Source organism: Acidovorax sp. CCYZU-2555 (assembly GCF_018413525.1).
Lineage (GTDB): Bacteria > Pseudomonadota > Gammaproteobacteria > Burkholderiales > Burkholderiaceae_C > Comamonas.
This window is the reverse complement of record NZ_JAHCDD010000044.1, coordinates 18808-36717: the sequence shown is the minus strand read 5'-3', so window position 1 is coordinate 36717 and position 17910 is coordinate 18808. Positions and strand designations below refer to the sequence as shown.

Here is a 17910-nt window from a genome sequence, read left to right as displayed (position 1 = left end):
AGAAACAACAGGTGACGTCATGGCAGGTTTGAAACCCGGAATCCCGACCCCCGAATCCCTCACGGTGCATGGCGCTTCGCGCGTGCTCGAAGTGGGTTACTCCGACGGCGCGCAGTTTCGCCTGCCGTTCGAGCTGCTGCGCGTGTATTCGCCGTCGGCCGAAGTCCAGGGCCATGGCCCGGGCCAGGAAGTGCTGCAGTACGGCAAGCGCAACGTCGAGATCGTCGCCGTCGAGCCCGTGGGCAACTACGCGATCAAGCCGATCTTCAGCGACGGCCATGAAAGCGGATTGTTCACCTGGGTCTATCTGTACGAGCTGGGCAGCGAGCAGGAGCAGCGGTGGGCGCAATACCTGCAGCGGCTCGAAGCGGCCGGCGTCGATCGCGATACGCCGATGCCGGGCAAGTCCTCCGGACATGGGTGCTCTAGCCACTGAGCACACCAAGCCTGACCGTGAGGGGGCAGGGTGACGCGCTGGGCTAAGGACAATCCCCAGCCCGGGCAGCGCCGGATGCTATATTAATAGTAGCTTCGGCCACAGGATCCGCCTGCGCCGTAGACCATTTTCCATTTTGATGCAGGCCTGGCAAGCCCTGCGACGGCACGGGGTTGTCGCTGTACGCCAGGCGTCTGCTTGCTTAGCATTGATTGCATATGAGCACCACACATTTCGGTTTCGAGTCGGTTGATGAGCAGGACAAGGCGCGCCATGTGCGCGGCGTCTTCGATTCAGTCGCATCCAAGTACGACGTCATGAACGACCTGATGTCGGGCGGCATGCACCGCGCCTGGAAGGCCTACACCGTGATGGTGGCCAACCTGCGCGAAGGCAGCAAGGTGCTCGACATCGCCGGCGGCACGGGCGACCTGTCGCTGGCTTTCTCTAAGAAGGTCGGCACCAGCGGCGAAGTCGTGCACACCGACATCAACGAAGCCATGCTGCGCGTGGGCCGCAGCCGGCTGATCGACAAGGGCGTGCTGCTGCCTACCCTGGTCTGCGATGCCGAGCAGCTGCCGTTTCCCGATGCGCATTTCGATGTGGTGAGCGTGGCCTTCGGCTTGCGCAACATGACGCACAAGGACGCAGCGCTGCGCGAGATGTGCCGCGTGCTCAAGCCCGGCGGCCGGCTGCTGGTGCTCGAGTTCTCGCGCGTCGCCAAGCCGCTGACCAAGGCCTATGACTGGTATTCGTTCAAGGTGCTGCCCACGCTGGGCAAGCTCGTGGCCGGCGATGACGCGAGCTACCGTTATCTGGCCGAGTCGATCCGCATGCATCCCAGCCAGGACGAACTCAAGACGCTGATGAAGCAGTGCGGCTTCGGCCATGTCGACTACCACAATATGACGGGCGGCATCGTGGCGCTTCATGTGGGTATCAAGTGCTGAGTAGGATAGAGAAAAACGCAAACAACATGACAAGGCAACGCAACGACGCAGCAAGGGTTGTGTGGGCCACTCTAAAACGAACAACGGAAGGAAGATGACATGATGAAGCTCTGGTCGGTAGTACTGGTGGCAATGCTGTCGGTGGTCCACCTGGATGCCGATGCCAAGCGCATGGGCGGCGGCAAGTCCATGGGACAGCAATCGAGCAACGTGACGCAGCGCAACTCCGCTGCGCCCGGCGCACCCGGCGCTCCAGCGCAGAACGCAAGCAACTCGGCTGCGGCCAAGCCCGGCGCAGCGCCTGCGGCAGCGGCACCGAAGAAGCCTTGGGGCGCAATGCTCGGCGGTCTGGCCGCGGGCCTGGGCCTCGCATGGCTGGCCAACTCGCTGGGCTTTGGCGAAGCGTTTGCCAACATGCTGATGTTCGGTCTGCTGGCTGCAGCCATCATGGTCGTCGTGGGCATGGTTCTGCGCGCGCGCAAGGCCAAGGCCGATAACGCCGCCGCGGCACGCAGCCCGTTTGCCTTCCAGGGCGCCGGCGGTGCGGGCGATGTGCCCATGGCACGCCAATACAGCCCGGACAAGGTCGGCAACGATGCCTCGGCCCGTCCCTGGGAAAGCCAGTCCACGGCCTTCGAGACGGCCGCTCCCGCGGCTGCGCCGGTCGTCGGTTCCGCCACCGGCTCGCTGATCGGTTCGGCGCTGCCATCGACCTGGAGCGTGCCCGCAGGCTTCGATGCCGACGGTTTCCTCACGGCTGCAAAGCGCAACTTCGTGACGCTGCAGCAAGCCTGGGATCGTTCCGACATCACCAGCCTGCGCGCCATGATGACCGACGGCATGCTGTCGGAAATCCGCACCCAGCTGGCCGAGCGCGAAGCCGAGCATCCCGGCGCGATCAACCAGACCGACGTGCTGATGATCGAAGCCCAGCTGCTGGGCATCGAAGACCTGGGCGACGGCTACATGGCCAGCGTCGAGTTCTCGGGCATGATCCGCGAAGAAGCTTCGGCCAGCCCTAGCCCCTTCCGCGAAGTGTGGAATATGACCAAGCCAAAGGCAGGCAACAGCGGCTGGCTGGTGGCCGGCGTGCAGGCTTTGCAGTAATTTCCACAAGGGCGCGCCCAACAGAACCCGACGCAACGAGGTCTCAAGGGTTTTGTGAGGCGCGACAACTAGGGAATAATCGGGGACTATGGCAACACAGTCCCCTTTTTCTTTCCTGAACGGCCTCCTGGAACGCGTTGTGTCAGGCCCGCAACTTCCGTCCTGGCTGGTGCACGAAGTGCAGCAGCGCACGGTGCTGTTCCTCAACCATGTGCTGATGCAGGAAAAAGCGGCGATGGAGCGTCTGGTGCGGCAAAAAGGCCGCGTCGCGCGCGTCCAGTGGCGCTCCTACACCATGGCGCTGGTCATCACGCCCGCGGGCCTGCTCGATCTGGCCGAAGCCGGCGCCGTGCCTGACCTGCAGCTCGAAGTCACCGACACCTCGCCGCTGGCGCTGGCCCAGGCCGCGCTGCGCGGCGACAAGCCCGCGATCCGCATCGAAGGCGATGTGCAGCTGGCAGCCGACATCAACTGGCTGGTCGACAACGTGCAGTGGGATATCGAGGAAGACCTGGCACGCGTGATCGGCGACGCGCCTGCGCACACCGTGTCGCAGGTGGCCCGCAAGGCCGCGCAGACGCTGCGCCAGTTCGTCGGTGCACGCGCGGCGCGCGGCACTGCTGCGGCTGACAAGGGCGATTCGCTTTCAGGCGATATCGGCGGCCGGAATCAGCCATGAGCCGTTTGCTGCGTGGGGTGACCATCCTGTGGGTGGTGTTTCGGTACGGCCTCGATGAACTGGTGCTGTCCGGTTTCAAGCACCCGTCGCTGCGCCTGCTCAGCCGTGTGCTGACCGTAGGCCGGCGTTTCCACACGCCGCGCGGCGTGCGTCTGCGCCAGGCGCTCGAGCAGCTCGGGCCCATCTTCGTCAAGTTCGGCCAGGTGCTGTCGACGCGCAGCGACCTGCTGCCACCCGACGTGGCGCTCGAACTCGCCAAGCTCCAGGACCGCGTTCCGCCATTTCCGGCCGAGATCGCCGTCGCCACCATCGAGCGTTCGTTCCAGCGGCCGCTGGCCGAGATCTTCGTCAGCTTCGAGCAGCAGCCCGTGGCCAGCGCTTCGATCGCCCAGGTGCATTTCGCCGTGCTGCGCGACCGCAATGGCGTGGAGCACGAAGTCGCGGTGAAAGTGCTGCGTCCCGGCATGCTGGCCGTGATCGACAAGGATCTGCAGCTGATGCACATGATGGCGCGCTGGGTCGAACGCCTGTCGGCGGACGCCAAGCGCCTCAAGCCGCGCCAGGTGATCGCCGAATTCGACAACTACCTGCACGACGAGCTCGACCTGATTCGCGAAGCCGCCAATGCCGCGCAGCTGCGCCGCAACATGGACGGGCTGGACCTGGTGCTGATTCCCGAGATCCACTGGGACTTCTGCCACCCGCAGGTCATGGTCATGGAGCGCATGAAAGGCGTTCCCATCAGCCAGACCGAGCGCCTGCGCGAAGCCGGCGTCGACATCCCGCAGCTGGCGCGCGACGGCGTGACGCTGTTCTTCACGCAGGTGTTCCGCGACGGCTTCTTTCATGGCGACATGCACCCGGGCAACATCCAGGTGAGCCTCGATCCGCAGACCTTCGGCCGCTACATCTCCATCGATTTCGGCATCGTCGGCACCCTGACCGAGTTCGACAAGGAATACCTCGCGCAGAATTTCACGGCGTTCTTCCGCCGCGACTACAAGCGCGTGGCGCAACTGCACATCGAAAGCGGCTGGGTGCCGGCGACCACACGTGTCGAGGAGCTCGAGTCGGCGATACGCTCCGTCTGCGAGCCGTATTTCGACCGTCCGCTCAAGGAAATCTCGCTGGGCATGGTGCTGATGCGGCTGTTCCAGACGTCGCGCCGCTTCCAGGTTGAAATCCAGCCGCAGCTGGTGCTGCTGCAGAAGACCCTGCTCAACATCGAAGGCCTGGGCCGCCAGCTCGACCCCAACCTGGATCTGTGGAGCACGGCCAAGCCTTTCCTCGAAAAGTGGATGCTGGAACAGATGGGGCCGCAACGCCTGTGGCGCGAACTGCGCAACGAGGCGCCGACCTATGCCAAGCTGCTGCCCGAGCTGCCGCGCCTGCTGTACCGCGCGCTGCAGAACAACAACGACGACCAGAACAAGGCGCTGCAGGAACTGGTCAAGGCCCAGCACCGCACCAACAGCCTGCTGCAGGCACTGGTCTACGGCGGCGTTGGCTTCCTGCTGGGACTGCTGGTCATGCAGGTGCTGGCGCGCGTGCGGTTCTATTGAACGCTCCCTGAAAGGCCGGCGCCGCTCGAGGCGGGCCGGTCCATGCGGCAATAGGCGGCCATGGTTTTTTGCCGAGCGCATCATTTGCACCACAGCACTATATGCAGGACGCCTATTGCCTGGATAATCCGCAGCGGTTTTGACAATACCCGGGGTTGGGGAGAGGTGCCATGCTGATCACGTTCATCGTTCTGTACTTGCTTGCGTCCATCGGCATAGGCCTGTATGCGGCCACGCGCGTCAAGAACACGGCCGACTACGCGGTGGCCGGTCGCAGCCTGCCGCTGGCGGTGGTGGTCGCGACCACGTTCGCCACCTGGTTCGGCTCGGAGACGGTGCTGGGCGTGTCGGCGCAGTTCGTCAAGGAAGGCCTGAGCGGCGTGGTGGAAGACCCGTTCGGCGCGGGCATGTGCCTGGTGCTGGTCGGCCTGTTCTTTGCCTACAAGCTTTACCAGAAGAACCTGATCACCATCGGCGACTACTACCGCCTGCGCTTCGGCCGCACGATCGAAGTGCTGTGCTCCATCATCATCATCTTCAGCTACCTGGGCTGGGTCGGTGCGCAGATCACCGCGCTGGGCCTGGTGTTCAACCTGCTCACGCAGGGCGCGATGTCCATCACGACCGGCATGGTCGTGGGCACGCTGATCGTGCTGGTCTACACGCTGTTCGGCGGCATGTGGTCGGTGGCGATGACCGATTTCGTGCAGATGATCGTGATCGTCGTCGGCCTGCTGATGATCGCCTGGTACGCGGCTGACCTGGCCGGCGGCGCGGGGCGGGTGATCGATTTCGCGGCGCGCGAAGGAAAATTCCGTTTCTTCCCCGAAAACGCCAGCGCGCGCGATTGGCTGTTCTTCATTGCCGCGGGAATCACCATGATGCTGGGCTCGATTCCGCAGCAGGACGTGTTCCAGCGCGTGATGTCCTCCAAGAATGCGTCCATCGCCCGGCGCGGCCCCATCATCGGCGGCATCTGCTACATCCTGTTCGCTTTCGTGCCCATGTTCGTGGTCACGGCCGCGGTGCTAGTGATGCCGGAAACCGCAGCCGCGCTGCTTGCCGACGACCCGCAGAAGCTGCTGCCCACGCTGGTGCTCGAACGCATGCCGCTGGCGCTGCAGATCGCATTCTTCGGTGCGCTGCTGTCGGCGATCATGTCGACGGCTTCGGCGACGCTGCTCGCGCCGTCGACGGCCTTTGTCGAGAACATTCTGCGCAACCTGCGGCCCAACATGTCGGACGCCGCCACGCTCAAGGCCATGCGCCTGTCGGTGCTGGGCTTCACGCTGTGCGTGCTGGCCTATTCGATCACCATGCAGGGCAGCTCGATCTACGAAATGGTGTCGGGCGCCTACCAGGTGCCGCTGGTCGGCGCGCTGGTGCCGCTGGTGGCCGGCCTGTACTGGAAGCGCGCCACGACCCAGGGCGCGCTGGCGGCCGTGGTCATGGGCCTGGGCGGCTGGCTGCTCGTCATCTGCGTGCCCGGCTGGGCGCAAATCTTTCCGCAGCAGCTCGCCGGCCTGCTGTGCGCGGTGGGCGGAATGTGGGCCGGATCGCTGCTGCCGCAGTGGCTGGGCAACCAGCGCGAAGCCGGCCATCATTTCGCGCAGACCGTGGCCTGAAAATTCCGGCAGCGGCTTGCACAGCCCTGCCAGCCCTGGGTTAGAGGTGCACGCCTATAATTGAGGGTTTTGCACTTTCCCTCGATTCAAAGCGCTATGCCCATTTACGCCTACAAGTGTGGTTCCTGTGGTCACGCCAAGGATGTGTTGCAGAAAATGTCCGATGCTCCGCTGACGGAGTGCCCGGCCTGCAATGCCCAGGCGTTTTCTAAGCAGCTCACGGCCCCGGGCTTCCAGCTCAAGGGCACGGGCTGGTACGCCACCGATTTCAAGAACGGCGGCAGCAAGCCCGCGGCCGCGGCTCCCGCTGCTGCGCCTGCGGCCGATGCCGCTGCTCCCGCTGCCGCGCCCGCCGCTGCGGCGCCTGCCCCCGCAGCTGCGACCGCCAGCGCCGGCGCGGCCGACTGAGTCCCGCACATGTCTGCTTTGCGCAAATGGCTGTTCACCGGCTTGTTGGTCATCGTTCCCGGCGTCATCACCGTCTGGGTGCTGAACTGGATCGTGGGCATGCTCGACCAGACGCTGACCATACTGCCGCAAGCCTGGCAGCCTGATCGTCTGCTGGGCCTGCATATTCCCGGCTTCGGCGTGCTGCTGACGCTGGCCATCCTGTTGGTGGTGGGCGCCGCGGCGAGCAATTTCGCCGGCCGCACGCTGGTATCCTGGGGCGACGCGGTGGTCAGCCGCATCCCCGTGGTGCGCTCGATCTATTCCAGCGTCAAACAGGTGTCCGACACGCTGTTCTCCGAAAGCGGCAACGCCTTTCGCACGGCCGTGCTGGTGCAGTGGCCGCGTGAAGGCGTCTGGACCGTGGCGTTTGTCACGGGCTCGCCCAGCGGCGAAATCGCCGCCTATCTGCGCGACGAATACCTGAGCGTGTTCGTTCCCACGACCCCGAACCCCACTGGGGGCTATTTCGTGATCGTGCGCAAGAGTGACTGCATAGAACTCGACATGAGTGTCGATGCGGCGCTCAAGTACATCGTTTCGATGGGCGTGGTGACGCCACCCGACACCACGCTCGCGGATCCCAAATAACAAACCTTGTCGCGTCCCAAGAGGGCGCAGGAAGACTAGCCATGGCCATGCGCTCCCACTATTGCGGTCTTGTGACCGAAGCCCTGTTGGGCGAAACCGTCACCCTGTCGGGCTGGGTGAACCGTCGCCGCGACCACGGCGGCGTGATTTTTATCGACCTGCGCGACCGTGAAGGCTATGTGCAAGTCGTCTGCGATCCCGACCGCGCCGAGATGTTCGCCACCGCCGAAGGCGTGCGCAACGAGTTCTGCGTGCAGGTCAAGGGCCTGGTGCGCGCGCGTCCCGCGGGCACGACCAACGACAAGCTCAAGAGCGGCCAGATCGAAGTGCTGTGCCACGAACTGAACGTGCTCAACGCCTCCGTGACGCCGCCGTTCCAGATCGACGACGACAACCTGTCGGAAACCGTGCGCCTGACCCATCGCGTGATGGATCTGCGTCGCCCGTACATGCAGAAGAACCTGATGCTGCGCTACAAGGTCAGCATGGAAGTGCGCAAGTTCCTCGACGCCAACGGCTTCGTCGACATCGAAACGCCCATGCTCACCAAGAGCACGCCCGAAGGCGCGCGCGATTACCTCGTGCCCAGCCGCGTGCATGACGGCCAGTTCTTCGCGCTGCCCCAGTCGCCCCAGCTGTTCAAGCAGCTGCTGATGGTTGCCGGCTTCGACCGTTACTACCAGATCACCAAGTGCTTCCGCGACGAAGATCTGCGCGCCGACCGCCAGCCCGAATTCACCCAGATCGATATCGAAACATCGTTCATGGATGAGCAGGAAATCCGCGACATGTTCCAGGGCATGATCAAGTCCGTGTTCCAGACCTCGCTGGGCGTGGATCTGGGCGATTTCCCGGTCATGAGCTACCAGGACGCAGCGCGCCTGTACGGCTCGGACAAGCCCGACCTGCGCGTCAAGCTCGAATTCACCGAGCTGACCGACGTCATGGCCGATGTCGACTTCAAGGTGTTCTCGACACCCGCGACCACGCCCGGTGGCCGTGTCGTGGCACTGCGCGTGCCCGGTGGCGCGGCCATCAGCCGCGGCGAAATCGACGGCTACACCGAGTTCGTCAAGATCTACGGCGCCAAGGGCCTGGCCTGGATCAAGGTCAATGACGCCGCCAAGGGCCGCGAAGGCCTGCAGTCGCCGGTCGTCAAGAACCTGCACGATGCGGCCCTGGCCGAAATCATCAAGCGCACGGGCGCCCAGGACGGCGATCTGATCTTCTTCGGTGCCGACAAGGAAAAGATCGTCAACGACGCCATCGGCGCGCTGCGCATCAAGGTCGGCCACAGCGAGTTCGGCAAGGCCAACGGCCTGTTCGACGACCGCTGGGCACCGCTGTGGGTGGTCGACTTCCCGATGTTCGAACACGACGAGGAAAACGACCGCTGGGTCGCCGTGCACCACCCCTTCACGGCGCCCAAGGACGGCCATGAAGACCTGATGGTCACCGACCCAGGCAAGTGCATCGCCAAGGCCTACGACATGGTGCTCAACGGCTGGGAAATGGGTGGCGGATCGGTCCGTATCCACCGCGCCGAAGTGCAGAAGAAGGTGTTCGACGCACTCAAGATCACGCCCGAAGACGCACAGCAGAAGTTCGGCTTCCTGCTCGACGCGCTGCAATACGGCGCGCCGCCGCACGGTGGCCTGGCCTTCGGTCTGGACCGCATCGTCACGCTGATGACCGGCGCCGAGTCGATCCGCGACGTGATCGCCTTCCCCAAGACCCAGCGCGCCCAGTGTCTGCTGACCCAGGCACCCAGCCCGGTCGACGAAAAGCAACTGCGCGAACTGCACATCCGTCTGCGCAACCTGGATGCAGCCAAGGCGTAATCGCTTCCTGCGCTCCTGAACAGCGGCATCCGCTTGACCCTAAGGTCAGGCGGGTGCCGTTTTTTCTTGGGCGCCGGCCTGGTCCACAATGGCCCATGGCGAAAATTCCGCAATCGGTGCTGGTCGTGATCCACACCGCGCAACTGCAGGTGCTGTTGCTGCAGCGCACGGGCCAGCCGGAGTTCTGGCAGTCGGTCACCGGCAGCAAGGACTTCGAGGACGAAGACTGGCAGGCCGTGGCCGCGCGCGAAGTGCGCGAGGAAACCGGCATCGATGCCCACGGCCCGGGCTGCCGGCTGCAAGACTGGCAGCTCGAGAACGTCTACACCATCTACCCCGAATGGCAGCACCGCTATGCACCCGGTGTCTGGCACAACACCGAGCGGGTGTTCGGTCTGGAGGTTCCGTCCTACACCCCCGTGGGCTTGAATCCTCGCGAACACACCGCATTTGCTTGGCATGCTTGGCACGAAGCGGCGGACCGCTGTGCGGCTGCATCGAATGCAGAAGCCATCCTGCTTTTGCCGCGCTTCGCTTCCTCTCTTTCTGTTCCAACCGCTGTACATGACTGCTGCCCATAATTCCGACTCCGGCATCCTGCGTGTCGCGACCTACAACATCCACAAGGGCGTCCAGGGCCTGGGCCCGGCGCGCCGGCTCGAGATCCACAACCTGGGACTGGCGGTGGAGCAGCTCGATGCCGATATCGTGTGCCTGCAGGAAGTGCGCAAGATGAACCGGCGCGAAGCGTTGTACTTCGACCGCTGGCCCGAAGTGTCGCAAGCGGAATATCTGGCACCCGAAGGCTATGAGTCGATCTACCGCACCAATGCCTATACGCGCGACGGCGAGCACGGCAACGCGCTGCTCACGCGCTGGCCGGTGCTGGGGCACAAGCACGAAGACATCTCCGATCACCGTTTCGAGCAGCGCGGCCTGCTGCATGTCGAGATCGACATCCAGGGGCGCAGCGTGCATGCGATCGTCGTGCATCTGGGCCTGATTCGCGGCAGCCGCATGCGCCAGATCGCGCAGCTGCAGCGCTTCATCGAGCGTGAAGTGCCGCCGGGCGCGCCGCTGGTCGTGGCCGGCGACTTCAATGACTGGGGCGGCCAGATCAAGCGCATGCTCGCGGGCTTCGGACTGCACGAGTTCGACGACGCCGAAGGCATGATGACCTACCCCTCACGCCTGCCGCTGGCCCAGCTCGACCATGTCTATGTGCGCGGCCTCACGCCCTGCGGCCTGCATGTGCCCAAGGGCAAGATCTGGTGGCGCATGTCCGATCACTTGCCGCTGATCGCCGAGTTCAAGCTCTGAAACCATGCGCAGCGATCCCCGGGGTTTGCAGCGAAATCCGGGGAAGTCCTTTGCGACATCAAATCGTGCAATCGCTGGTAGGATGCCCGCATGCTCAGAGAACTCGCTGCCGCCGACATGAATACCGCCAGCCCCGACGAAGGGACGCCCGTTTCCGTGAAAATCCGTGAGCGGCTTGCTGCGGCCCGCAAGCGCTACAACGCCAACGACAACATCGCGGAATTCATAGAACCCGGCGAACTCGAGAAACTGCTCGACGAAGTCGAATCCAAGATGCAGGGCGTGCTCGACAGCCTGGTCATCGACACCGCCAAGGACCATAACACCCGCACCACGGCGCGGCGCGTGGCCAAGATGTATGTCAACGAAGTGTTCAAGGGCCGCTACACGCAGGCCCCGGCGATCACCGAGTTCCCCAACGCCGAGCACCTCAACGAATTGATGATCGTCGGCCCGATCACGGTGCGCAGCGCCTGCAGCCACCATTTCTGCCCGGTCATCGGCAAGATCTGGATCGGCGTGCTGCCCAACGAACACACCAATGTCATCGGCCTGTCGAAGTACGCGCGCCTGGTCGACTGGGTCATGGGACGCCCCCAGATCCAGGAAGAAGCCGTGGTGCAGCTGGCCGATCTGATCATGGAAAAGACCCAGCCCGACGGCCTGGCCATCGTCATGGAAGCTTCGCACTTCTGCATGTCTTGGCGCGGCGTGCGCGAGATGGACTCCAAGATGCTCAACTCGGTGATGCGCGGCGTGTTCCTCAAGGACTCGAACCTGCGTCGCGAATTTCTGTCGCTGATTCCCGGAAGGAACTGATACATGCTGGTGCGCCTGATCTATGCAAGCCGAGCCGCAGATGCGTCTGCCGCTGCGATCGAAGCCATCCTGACCCAGGCGCGCGAGCACAATCCGGCATCGGGCATCACCGGCGTGCTGTGCTATGGCGGCGGGGTGTTCCTGCAGGCCATTGAAGGCGGGCGCTCGCAGGTCAGCGCGCTGTTCGGCCATATCCAGCGCGATCCGCGCCACCAGGATGTGGAGCTGCTGCACTACGAGGAAATCGGCGAGCGCCGCTTTGGCGGCTGGACCATGGGCCAGGTCAATCTGTCGCGCATCAACCATGCGATCGTGCTCAAGTACTCCGAGACCATTGAACTCGACCCTTATGCGGTGTCGGGGAAGATGTCGCTGGCGTTGCTGGAGGAATTGATGGCGACGGCTTCCATCATGGGCAGGGCTTGATCTCCTTGCATCCTTGCATCCTTGCTTCTTGGCTTGAGGGCAGGCCGTTCATCCTTCGACAAGCTCAGGACGAACGGGTGATGAACGCTGCGCTCTCTTTGTACCGTTCTCTCTGAGCTTATCTCGGCGGCACCCGTCGAAGGGTGCAAAGGCATCCAGAAGCGCCTGAAAGCCTTTCCATGCCCACTCCCGAAACCCTGATCGCGTTCTTTGGCGTTGCCGTGCTGCTGGCTTTCAGCCCCGGCCCGGACAATGTGTTTGTGCTGCTGCAGTCGATACGCCATGGCGCGCGCGCCGGCATGGCCGTGGTGCTGGGGCTTTGCGCCGGGCTGGTGGTGCATACGGCGGCCGTGGCCCTGGGGCTGGCCGCGGTGTTTGCGTCGTCGCCCATGGCGTTCACCGTGCTCAAGTACTGCGGCGCGGCCTATCTCACTTATCTGGCCTGGCAGGCCTGGCGTGCGCCGGTGACGCAGGCCGATGCCGCGACGCGCGCTGCCGAAGCGCCGCTGGATGCCCGCGCGCTGCGCCGCATGAGCGCGCGCGGCATGCTCATGAGCCTGACCAACCCCAAGGTGCTGATGTTCTTCCTGGCGTTCCTGCCGCAGTTCGCCGACCCTGCGCGCGGCAGCCTGGCGCCGCAGATCATGGTGCTGGGCGGCGTGTTCATGCTGGCCGCGTTCCTGGTGTTTGGCGCCATGGCCTGCTTTTCGGGCGCGTTCGGCCGCCTGCTGCAGAAATCGGCCAACGGCCAGCGCTGGCTCAATCGCGTGACCGCGCTGGTCTTTGTCGGCCTGGCCCTGCGCCTGGCTTCGCTGCAGCGCTGAGCGGCCTCATGCCCAGGACAGGGCGGACAGGTCGTTGACGAACACCGGCATGTCTTTCCACAGGCCGCGCAAGCCTTTCTTGGCCACCGTGACCCACTGGGGCTGGTAGAGAAAGGCGTGCACCGAGTCTTGCGCGATCAGGCGCTGGGCTTCGCCCAGCAGGCGCGCGCGGTCGGCGGGGCGGGGGGCGCGCTTGATCTGATCGAACAGCGCGTTGAATTGCGGCGACTGGTAGCCCCAGTAGTAATCGGGCTTGGCGAAGTTGCCCAGATCGAACGGCTCGACATGCGAAATGATCGTCAGGTCGTAGTTCTTGTTGCCGTAGGTGCCGCTGAGCCACTGCGCCCATTCGACGTTCTGCAGCTTGACTTCTATGCCTATCTTGGCGAGCTGGGCCGCGATCACTTCGCCGCCCTGGCGTGCATAGGGCGCGGGCGGCAGCGTCATGGTCAGCGTCAGCGGCAGTTTGACGCCGGCTTCGGCGAGCAGGGCCTTGGCCTTGTCGAGGTCGTAGGGGTTGACGCCCGTGGTGTCGACATAGCCGAAGGCCGTGGGCACGTAATAGCTGCCTATGGGCACGCCATAGCCTTCGGCCGCGCCGTCGATCACGGCCTTGCGGTCTATGGCCGCGGCGATGGCGCGGCGCACGCGCACATCGTTCAAGGGCTTGCGCGCGTTGTTGATGGCCATGATGGTCTTGGCACGCGAGCCGCTGACCAGCACCTGGAAGCGTGCGTTGGCCTTGAACTGCGCGACGCTGCGCGGCGACACGCGAGGAAAGCAGTCGACATCGCCAGCCATCAGCGCCGCGACCTGGGCCGCGGGGTCGGGAATGAAGCGGAACGTGGCGCGCTGGATGGCGATGTCCTTGGCCGCGCGGTAGTCTTTCCAGGCCTGCAGCGTGACGGACGCGCCCTTGCTCCAGCGGCCGATCTGATAAGGCCCGGTGCCCACGGGCTGGGTGGCATTGGTCGCCGCGCTCTTGGGCTCGACGATGATGGACGTGGCCTGGCCCAGCACGAACAGGAAATCGGGATCGATGTCTTCGTTGGTGATAACCACGGTATGCGCATCGACGATCTGCGTGCGCATGCTCGCAAAGGTGCGCTTGTCCTTGTTGGTGCTCTTCTCACCCGCGGCGCGTTCGAACGAGAACTTCACCGCATCGGCATTGAACGGCACGCCGTTCTGGAACTTGACGTCCTTGCGCAGCTTGAACGTGAAGGTCTTGAGGTCGGTGCCGACTTCCCAGCTTTCGGCCAGCAGCGGCGAGACGCTGCCGTCGGAATTGATCTTGGTCAGCGTCTCGAAGATGTTGTAGTGCACGATCTCGGCGATCGACGAGGCCGCGCCGGCCGTGGGGTCCAGCCCTGGCGGCTCCAGCGTGAGCGCGAACACCACGCTGTTCTTCTTTTCCTGGGCCATGGCGCTCCAGGGTGCGAGCAAGGTCGTGCTGGCCAGCGTGCTGGCGGCCAATACACTGCGGCGATTCAACATGGGGGAAGTCTCCGGGCGAAATGTTCGGGGGCATGCGCAGCCCGAGCGGGCCGGCGGTGCATCCCCCTTTTTACACCATTGCGGCGCGCTCGCGCCGGCGTGCGCGCGCGCGTCCCGGCGCGATGCGCGGCACGGCCGCGACCAGCGCGCGGGTATAGGGATGCTGGGCGTCGCTGAACAGCTGGGCGGGCGCGCCGCGCTCGACGATCTGCCCCTGGTAGAGCACCACCACCTCGTCGCACAGCTGCTGCACCACGGCCAGGTCATGGCTGATCAGCAGATAGCCCAGGCCGTGTTGCTGCTGCAGGTCCTGCATGAGATTGAGCACCTGGGCCTGGACCGACACGTCGAGCGCGCTCACGGGCTCGTCGGCGACGATCAGCCGCGGGCGCGTGATCAGCGCGCGCGCGATCGCGATGCGCTGGCGCTGGCCGCCCGAGAACTCGTGCGGGTATTTGTCGAGATCGCTGGCGCGCAGGCCGACTTCGGCCAGCGCCTGCGCGGCCTGCTCGCGCTGCTCGGCGCGGCTGCCCAGGCGCAGTGCCTGCAACGGCTCGGTGACGATGCGCGCCACGCGCTGGCGCGGGTCCAGCGATCCATAGGGGTCCTGAAACACCATCTGGAAATCACGGCGCGCAGCGCGCAGCGCCTGGGGCGCGAGCCGGTGCAGGTCCTGGCCCAGCACCTTCACCTGGCCCGCATCGGGCTGGTCCAGCGCCATCACCAGCCGGGCCAGCGTCGATTTGCCCGAGCCCGATTCGCCGACCACGCCCAGGCTGCGGCCGTTTTCCATGCGCAGGCTCACGCCGCGCAGCGCCTCGATGCGCGGCGGCGCGCTGAACAGCTTCTCGCGCGGCAGGCGGTAGCTGCGCGCCAGATCGGTGACTTCGAGCAGCGGAGGAACGGGTGGCGTGACTGGGGACATCATGGCAGGGCGCTCGCGGCATGCACCACCTCGGGCCGCAGGCAGCGCGTCCAGTGGTTCTCGGCGTTCTCCACGCGCGTGGGCGCGGGCCGCTGCCGCGTGCACAGCTCGATGGTATGCGGGCAGCGGCCCGCGAACGGGCAGCCGGCCGGCATCTCGGCGAGTTCGGGCACGCTGCCGGCAATCGTCGACAGGCGGCGGCGCGTGCCTGTCATCTGCGGGCGCGCGGCCAGCAGACCGCGGGTATAGGGATGGCCCATGTGGTTGAAAATCGCTTCGGTCGGGCCGCTTTCGACGACGCTGCCGCCATACATCACCAGCAACTGGTCGACGTTCTGCGACACCACGCCCAGGTCGTGCGAAATCAGGATCAGCGCCATCTGGCGCTCGTCGACCAGGTCGCTGATCAGATCGAGGATCTGCTGCTGTATGGTCACGTCGAGCGCGGTCGTGGGCTCGTCGGCGATCAGCAGATCGGGCTCGCAGGCCAGCGCCATGGCGATGGTGATGCGCTGGCGCTGGCCGCCCGAGAACGCATGCGGATAGGCGTCGAAACGCCGCGCGGCGTCGGCGATGCCCACGCGGTCGAGCAGGGCCACGGCCTGGCGCCGGGCTTCGCTGGCCGCGAGGCCGCGGTGGCGGCGCAGCGGCTCGGCGACCTGCCGGCCTATGCTGTGCAGCGGATTGAGCGCGGTCATGGGCTCCTGGAACACCATGGCCATGCGGTTGCCGCGCAGCGCGCCGCGTTCCGATTCGGGCATGCCAATCAGTTCCCGGCCCTCGAAACGAATGCTGCCCGAGAGCTGGGCGCGCTCGGGCAGCAGGCCCATCAGCGCCATCGCCGTGAGCGACTTGCCGCTGCCCGATTCGCCGATGATGCCCAGCGTGGTGCCGCGTTCGAGCGCGAAGTCCATGTCGCGCACGGCCGTGACCGGACCGCGCGGCGTGGACAGCGTGAGCTGCAGGCGGGAGACTTCAAGCAATGCCATGGTGCCAAGGTACAGGGTTCAGCGCGTGCGCGCCAGCCGCGGGTCAAGAAGATCGCGCAGGCCGTCGCCCAGCAGGTTCAGCCCCAGCACCGCCAGCGCTATCGCCAGGCCGGGCCAGATCGCGAGCAGCGGTGCCTCGAACATCAATGTCTGCGCTTCGCTGAGCATGCGCCCCCACGAGGGCTGGGGCGGCTGCGTGCCCAGGCCCAGGTACGACAGCGCGGCCTCGGCCAGGATGGCGATCGCGAACTGTATGGTGGCCTGGACGATCAGCATCGGCAGGATATTGGGCAGCACATGCTCGCGCGTGATCGCCCAGCGGTTCTTGCCGCAGGCGCGCGCCGCGAGCACGTATTCGCGCGACCAGACGGCGTTGGCCGAAGCGCGCGTGACGCGCGCGAACGTCGGGATATTGAAGATGCCGATGGCGATGATGGAGTTGACGATGCCCGCGCCGAACACGGCCGTGAGCATGATCGCCGACAGGATCGCGGGAAATGCGAACGTGAAATCGGCCAGCCGCATGATGGCTTCCTCGACCCAGCCGCGGCGCGCCGCGGCCAGCAGGCCCAGCGCCGTGCCCAGGCCCAGGCCTATGCCCACGGCGATCACGCCGACGAGAATCGAATTGCGCGCGCCCACGAGCAGCAGCGAGGCGACGTCGCGCCCATAGGCGTCGGTGCCCAGCCAGTGCGCGGCGCCGGGCGGCTGCAGCTTGGACGGCAAGTCCATCTCGTAGGGCGACCAGGGCGTCCAGAGCAACGACAGGCCGGCGGCGAAAATCAGCGCCAGCGTGAGCACGGCGCCGAACACAAAGCTGCGCTGGCGCAGCGCACGCTGCCAGGCGGTGGGGGCGGGCGTGCTCATAGGTCGCTGGCTTTCAGACGCGGATCGATGACCGCGTACAGCAGGTCGACGATGAAATTGACGACCACCACCATCGCGGCCAGCAGCATCACGCAGTTGCGCACCACGATCAGGTCGCGGTTGGCGATCGACTGGAAGATCAGCCGGCCCAGGCCGGGCAGGAAAAAGACGTTCTCGACGACGATGGTGCCGGCGAGCAGGTTGGCGAACTGCAGGCCCATGACCGTGATCACGGGCACCATGGCATTGCGCAGCACATGGCCCCACAGCACGGCGCGCTGCGACAGGCCCTTGGCGCGCGCCGTGCGCACGAAGTCTTCGCGCAGCACTTCGAGCACGGCCGAGCGCGTGATGCGCGCCAGGATGGCGGCCTGCACCACCGCCAGCGAGATCGCGGGCAGCAGCAAGGCCTTGAGCGCGGCCCAGAAGCCTCCGCCCGCGTCTTCGGTCCAGCCCGGGAAGCCGCCGGCCGCGAACCACTGCAGCTTCACCGAAAACAGCAGTATCAAGAGAATGGCGAACCAGAAGTTGGGAATCGCAATGCCCAGCTGCGCCAGGCCCATGACGCCCACATCGCCCCAGCGGTTGTGGCGCGAGGCCGCATAGACGCCGGCGGCCAGGGCCAGCACCGTGGTGATCAGCATCGCCAGCACGGCCAGCGGCACGGTGAGCGCCAGGCGCTCGAGCACCAGATCGCGCACCGGGCTGCCGTAGGCGTAGCTGTCGCCCAGGTCGAGCACCAGCAGGCCTTGCACCCATTGCAGGTAGCGCTGCCAGGCGGGCTGGTTCAGCCCCAGCTGTTCGGCCAGGGCCTGCACGGCCTCTGGCGCGGCGTCGGGTCCCATCAGCACCTGCGCGGCATTGCCGGGCAGAATCTCCAGCACCACGAACACCACGGCCGACGTGGCGACCAAGGTGGCGATCAGCGTGAGGAGGCGTTTGAGGAGGAAGACACTCATGGGGACGGTTCAGCGGGCAGGGCAGAGCATAGCGGCAAAAATCGAT

19 protein-coding genes are annotated in these 17910 nt (G+C 65.3%); 14 read left to right on the top strand and 5 right to left on the bottom strand.

The genetic code is table 11. From position 1 onward, the window contains the following. Nucleotides 1-19: 19 nt before the first annotated feature. The 14 genes from KHY18_RS16095 (at nt 20) to KHY18_RS16030 (ending at nt 12627) form a co-directional block, all read left to right on the top strand. Nucleotides 20-436 carry a gamma-butyrobetaine hydroxylase family protein gene (locus tag KHY18_RS16095; RefSeq protein ID WP_213301911.1) on the top strand — a complete coding sequence of 139 codons (417 nt, stop codon included), beginning with the start codon at nt 20-22 and terminating at the stop codon, nt 434-436. A gap of 218 nt (nt 437-654) precedes the next feature. Next, nucleotides 655-1386: a bifunctional demethylmenaquinone methyltransferase/2-methoxy-6-polyprenyl-1,4-benzoquinol methylase UbiE gene (gene ubiE, locus KHY18_RS16090; RefSeq protein WP_213301908.1), complete on the top strand. Its 732-nt coding sequence runs from the start codon at nt 655-657 to the stop codon at nt 1384-1386. 99 nt (nt 1387-1485) lie between these two features. After that, a complete protein-coding gene (locus tag KHY18_RS16085; protein ID WP_213301905.1) occupies nt 1486-2493 on the top strand; it encodes a Tim44 domain-containing protein in 1008 nt (335 codons plus the stop codon). Nucleotides 2494-2581: 88 nt separating this feature from the next. Then, nucleotides 2582-3172: a ubiquinone biosynthesis accessory factor UbiJ gene (locus KHY18_RS16080; protein WP_213301902.1), complete on the top strand. Its 591-nt coding sequence runs from the start codon at nt 2582-2584 to the stop codon at nt 3170-3172. Continuing rightward, entirely contained in the window at nt 3169-4734 is a 1566-nt protein-coding gene (gene ubiB, locus KHY18_RS16075; RefSeq protein ID WP_213301899.1) for a ubiquinone biosynthesis regulatory protein kinase UbiB, read from the top strand. The genes KHY18_RS16080 and ubiB overlap by 4 nt, the downstream gene beginning before the upstream one ends. Before the next feature lie 170 nt (nt 4735-4904). Continuing rightward, entirely contained in the window at nt 4905-6359 is a 1455-nt protein-coding gene (locus KHY18_RS16070; RefSeq protein WP_213301896.1) for a high affinity choline transporter 1, read from the top strand. A 96-nt stretch (nt 6360-6455) separates the two neighbouring features. Beyond that, nucleotides 6456-6767: an FmdB family zinc ribbon protein gene (locus tag KHY18_RS16065; RefSeq protein ID WP_213301893.1), complete on the top strand. Its 312-nt coding sequence runs from the start codon at nt 6456-6458 to the stop codon at nt 6765-6767. A gap of 9 nt (nt 6768-6776) precedes the next feature. Further along, a complete protein-coding gene (locus tag KHY18_RS16060) occupies nt 6777-7397 on the top strand; it encodes a DUF502 domain-containing protein (RefSeq protein ID WP_213301890.1) in 621 nt (206 codons plus the stop codon). Between the two features lie 41 nt (nt 7398-7438). Continuing rightward, nucleotides 7439-9238, top strand: coding sequence for an aspartate--tRNA ligase (aspS, locus tag KHY18_RS16055; protein ID WP_213301887.1), 1800 nt, complete (start codon nt 7439-7441; stop codon nt 9236-9238). Nucleotides 9239-9333: 95 nt separating this feature from the next. Further along, a complete protein-coding gene (gene nudB, locus KHY18_RS16050) occupies nt 9334-9819 on the top strand; it encodes a dihydroneopterin triphosphate diphosphatase (RefSeq protein WP_213301884.1) in 486 nt (161 codons plus the stop codon). Next, nucleotides 9803-10558, top strand: a complete 756-nt coding sequence (locus KHY18_RS16045; RefSeq protein ID WP_213301881.1) for an endonuclease/exonuclease/phosphatase family protein — start codon at nt 9803-9805, stop codon at nt 10556-10558. Before nudB ends, KHY18_RS16045 begins: the two co-directional genes overlap by 17 nt. 90 nt (nt 10559-10648) lie before the next feature. Next, nucleotides 10649-11377 (top strand): GTP cyclohydrolase I, encoded by a 729-nt coding sequence (gene folE / locus KHY18_RS16040; RefSeq protein WP_249729166.1) that lies wholly within the window; start codon nt 10649-10651, stop codon nt 11375-11377. Between the two features lie 3 nt (nt 11378-11380). Beyond that, nucleotides 11381-11803, top strand: a complete 423-nt coding sequence (locus KHY18_RS16035; protein WP_213301879.1) for a BLUF domain-containing protein — start codon at nt 11381-11383, stop codon at nt 11801-11803. 179 nt (nt 11804-11982) lie between these two features. Further along, nucleotides 11983-12627 (top strand): LysE family translocator, encoded by a 645-nt coding sequence (locus KHY18_RS16030; RefSeq protein ID WP_213301876.1) that lies wholly within the window; start codon nt 11983-11985, stop codon nt 12625-12627. Nucleotides 12628-12633: 6 nt separating this feature from the next. Here the strand turns inward: KHY18_RS16030 and KHY18_RS16025 are convergent, their stop codons facing one another. The 5 genes from KHY18_RS16025 to KHY18_RS16005 all read right to left on the bottom strand — a co-directional run bounded on the left by KHY18_RS16025 (nt 12634) and on the right by KHY18_RS16005 (nt 17864). Beyond that, nucleotides 12634-14124: an ABC transporter substrate-binding protein gene (locus KHY18_RS16025; protein WP_213301873.1), complete on the bottom strand. Its 1491-nt coding sequence runs from the start codon at nt 14122-14124 to the stop codon at nt 12634-12636. Nucleotides 14125-14194: 70 nt separating this feature from the next. Beyond that, nucleotides 14195-15049, bottom strand: a complete 855-nt coding sequence (locus tag KHY18_RS16020) for an ATP-binding cassette domain-containing protein (RefSeq protein WP_502769048.1) — start codon at nt 15047-15049, stop codon at nt 14195-14197. Then, nucleotides 15049-16038, bottom strand: a complete 990-nt coding sequence (locus tag KHY18_RS16015) for an ABC transporter ATP-binding protein (protein WP_213301867.1) — start codon at nt 16036-16038, stop codon at nt 15049-15051. Before KHY18_RS16015 ends, KHY18_RS16020 begins: the two co-directional genes overlap by 1 nt. 18 nt (nt 16039-16056) lie before the next feature. Then, the gene (locus KHY18_RS16010; RefSeq protein ID WP_213301864.1) at nt 16057-16905 is read right to left on the bottom strand and encodes an ABC transporter permease; all 849 of its coding nucleotides are present in this window, start codon (nt 16903-16905) and stop codon (nt 16057-16059) included. Then, nucleotides 16902-17864, bottom strand: coding sequence for an ABC transporter permease (locus KHY18_RS16005; RefSeq protein ID WP_213301861.1), 963 nt, complete (start codon nt 17862-17864; stop codon nt 16902-16904). The genes KHY18_RS16010 and KHY18_RS16005 overlap by 4 nt, the downstream gene beginning before the upstream one ends. Nucleotides 17865-17910 lie beyond the last annotated feature (46 nt).

Bases quoted from the DNA above. Each gene is read 5' to 3' on its own strand.
- KHY18_RS16095 (WP_213301911.1), top strand. From the start codon at position 20: ATGGCAGGTTTGAAACCCGGAATCCCGACCCCCGAATCCCTCACGGTG.
- ubiE (WP_213301908.1), top strand. From the start codon at position 655: ATGAGCACCACACATTTCGGTTTCGAGTCGGTTGATGAGCAGGACAAG.
- KHY18_RS16085 (WP_213301905.1), top strand. From the start codon at position 1,486: ATGATGAAGCTCTGGTCGGTAGTACTGGTGGCAATGCTGTCGGTGGTC.
- KHY18_RS16080 (WP_213301902.1), top strand. From the start codon at position 2,582: ATGGCAACACAGTCCCCTTTTTCTTTCCTGAACGGCCTCCTGGAACGC.
- ubiB (WP_213301899.1), top strand. From the start codon at position 3,169: ATGAGCCGTTTGCTGCGTGGGGTGACCATCCTGTGGGTGGTGTTTCGG.
- KHY18_RS16070 (WP_213301896.1), top strand. From the start codon at position 4,905: ATGCTGATCACGTTCATCGTTCTGTACTTGCTTGCGTCCATCGGCATA.
- KHY18_RS16065 (WP_213301893.1), top strand. From the start codon at position 6,456: ATGCCCATTTACGCCTACAAGTGTGGTTCCTGTGGTCACGCCAAGGAT.
- KHY18_RS16060 (WP_213301890.1), top strand. From the start codon at position 6,777: ATGTCTGCTTTGCGCAAATGGCTGTTCACCGGCTTGTTGGTCATCGTT.
- aspS (WP_213301887.1), top strand. From the start codon at position 7,439: ATGGCCATGCGCTCCCACTATTGCGGTCTTGTGACCGAAGCCCTGTTG.
- nudB (WP_213301884.1), top strand. From the start codon at position 9,334: ATGGCGAAAATTCCGCAATCGGTGCTGGTCGTGATCCACACCGCGCAA.
- KHY18_RS16045 (WP_213301881.1), top strand. From the start codon at position 9,803: ATGACTGCTGCCCATAATTCCGACTCCGGCATCCTGCGTGTCGCGACC.
- folE (WP_249729166.1), top strand. From the start codon at position 10,649: ATGCTCAGAGAACTCGCTGCCGCCGACATGAATACCGCCAGCCCCGAC.
- KHY18_RS16035 (WP_213301879.1), top strand. From the start codon at position 11,381: ATGCTGGTGCGCCTGATCTATGCAAGCCGAGCCGCAGATGCGTCTGCC.
- KHY18_RS16030 (WP_213301876.1), top strand. From the start codon at position 11,983: ATGCCCACTCCCGAAACCCTGATCGCGTTCTTTGGCGTTGCCGTGCTG.
- KHY18_RS16025 (WP_213301873.1), bottom strand. From the start codon at position 14,124: ATGTTGAATCGCCGCAGTGTATTGGCCGCCAGCACGCTGGCCAGCACG.
- KHY18_RS16020 (WP_502769048.1), bottom strand. From the start codon at position 15,049: ATGTCCCCAGTCACGCCACCCGTTCCTCCGCTGCTCGAAGTCACCGAT.
- KHY18_RS16015 (WP_213301867.1), bottom strand. From the start codon at position 16,038: ATGGCATTGCTTGAAGTCTCCCGCCTGCAGCTCACGCTGTCCACGCCG.
- KHY18_RS16010 (WP_213301864.1), bottom strand. From the start codon at position 16,905: ATGAGCACGCCCGCCCCCACCGCCTGGCAGCGTGCGCTGCGCCAGCGC.
- KHY18_RS16005 (WP_213301861.1), bottom strand. From the start codon at position 17,864: ATGAGTGTCTTCCTCCTCAAACGCCTCCTCACGCTGATCGCCACCTTG.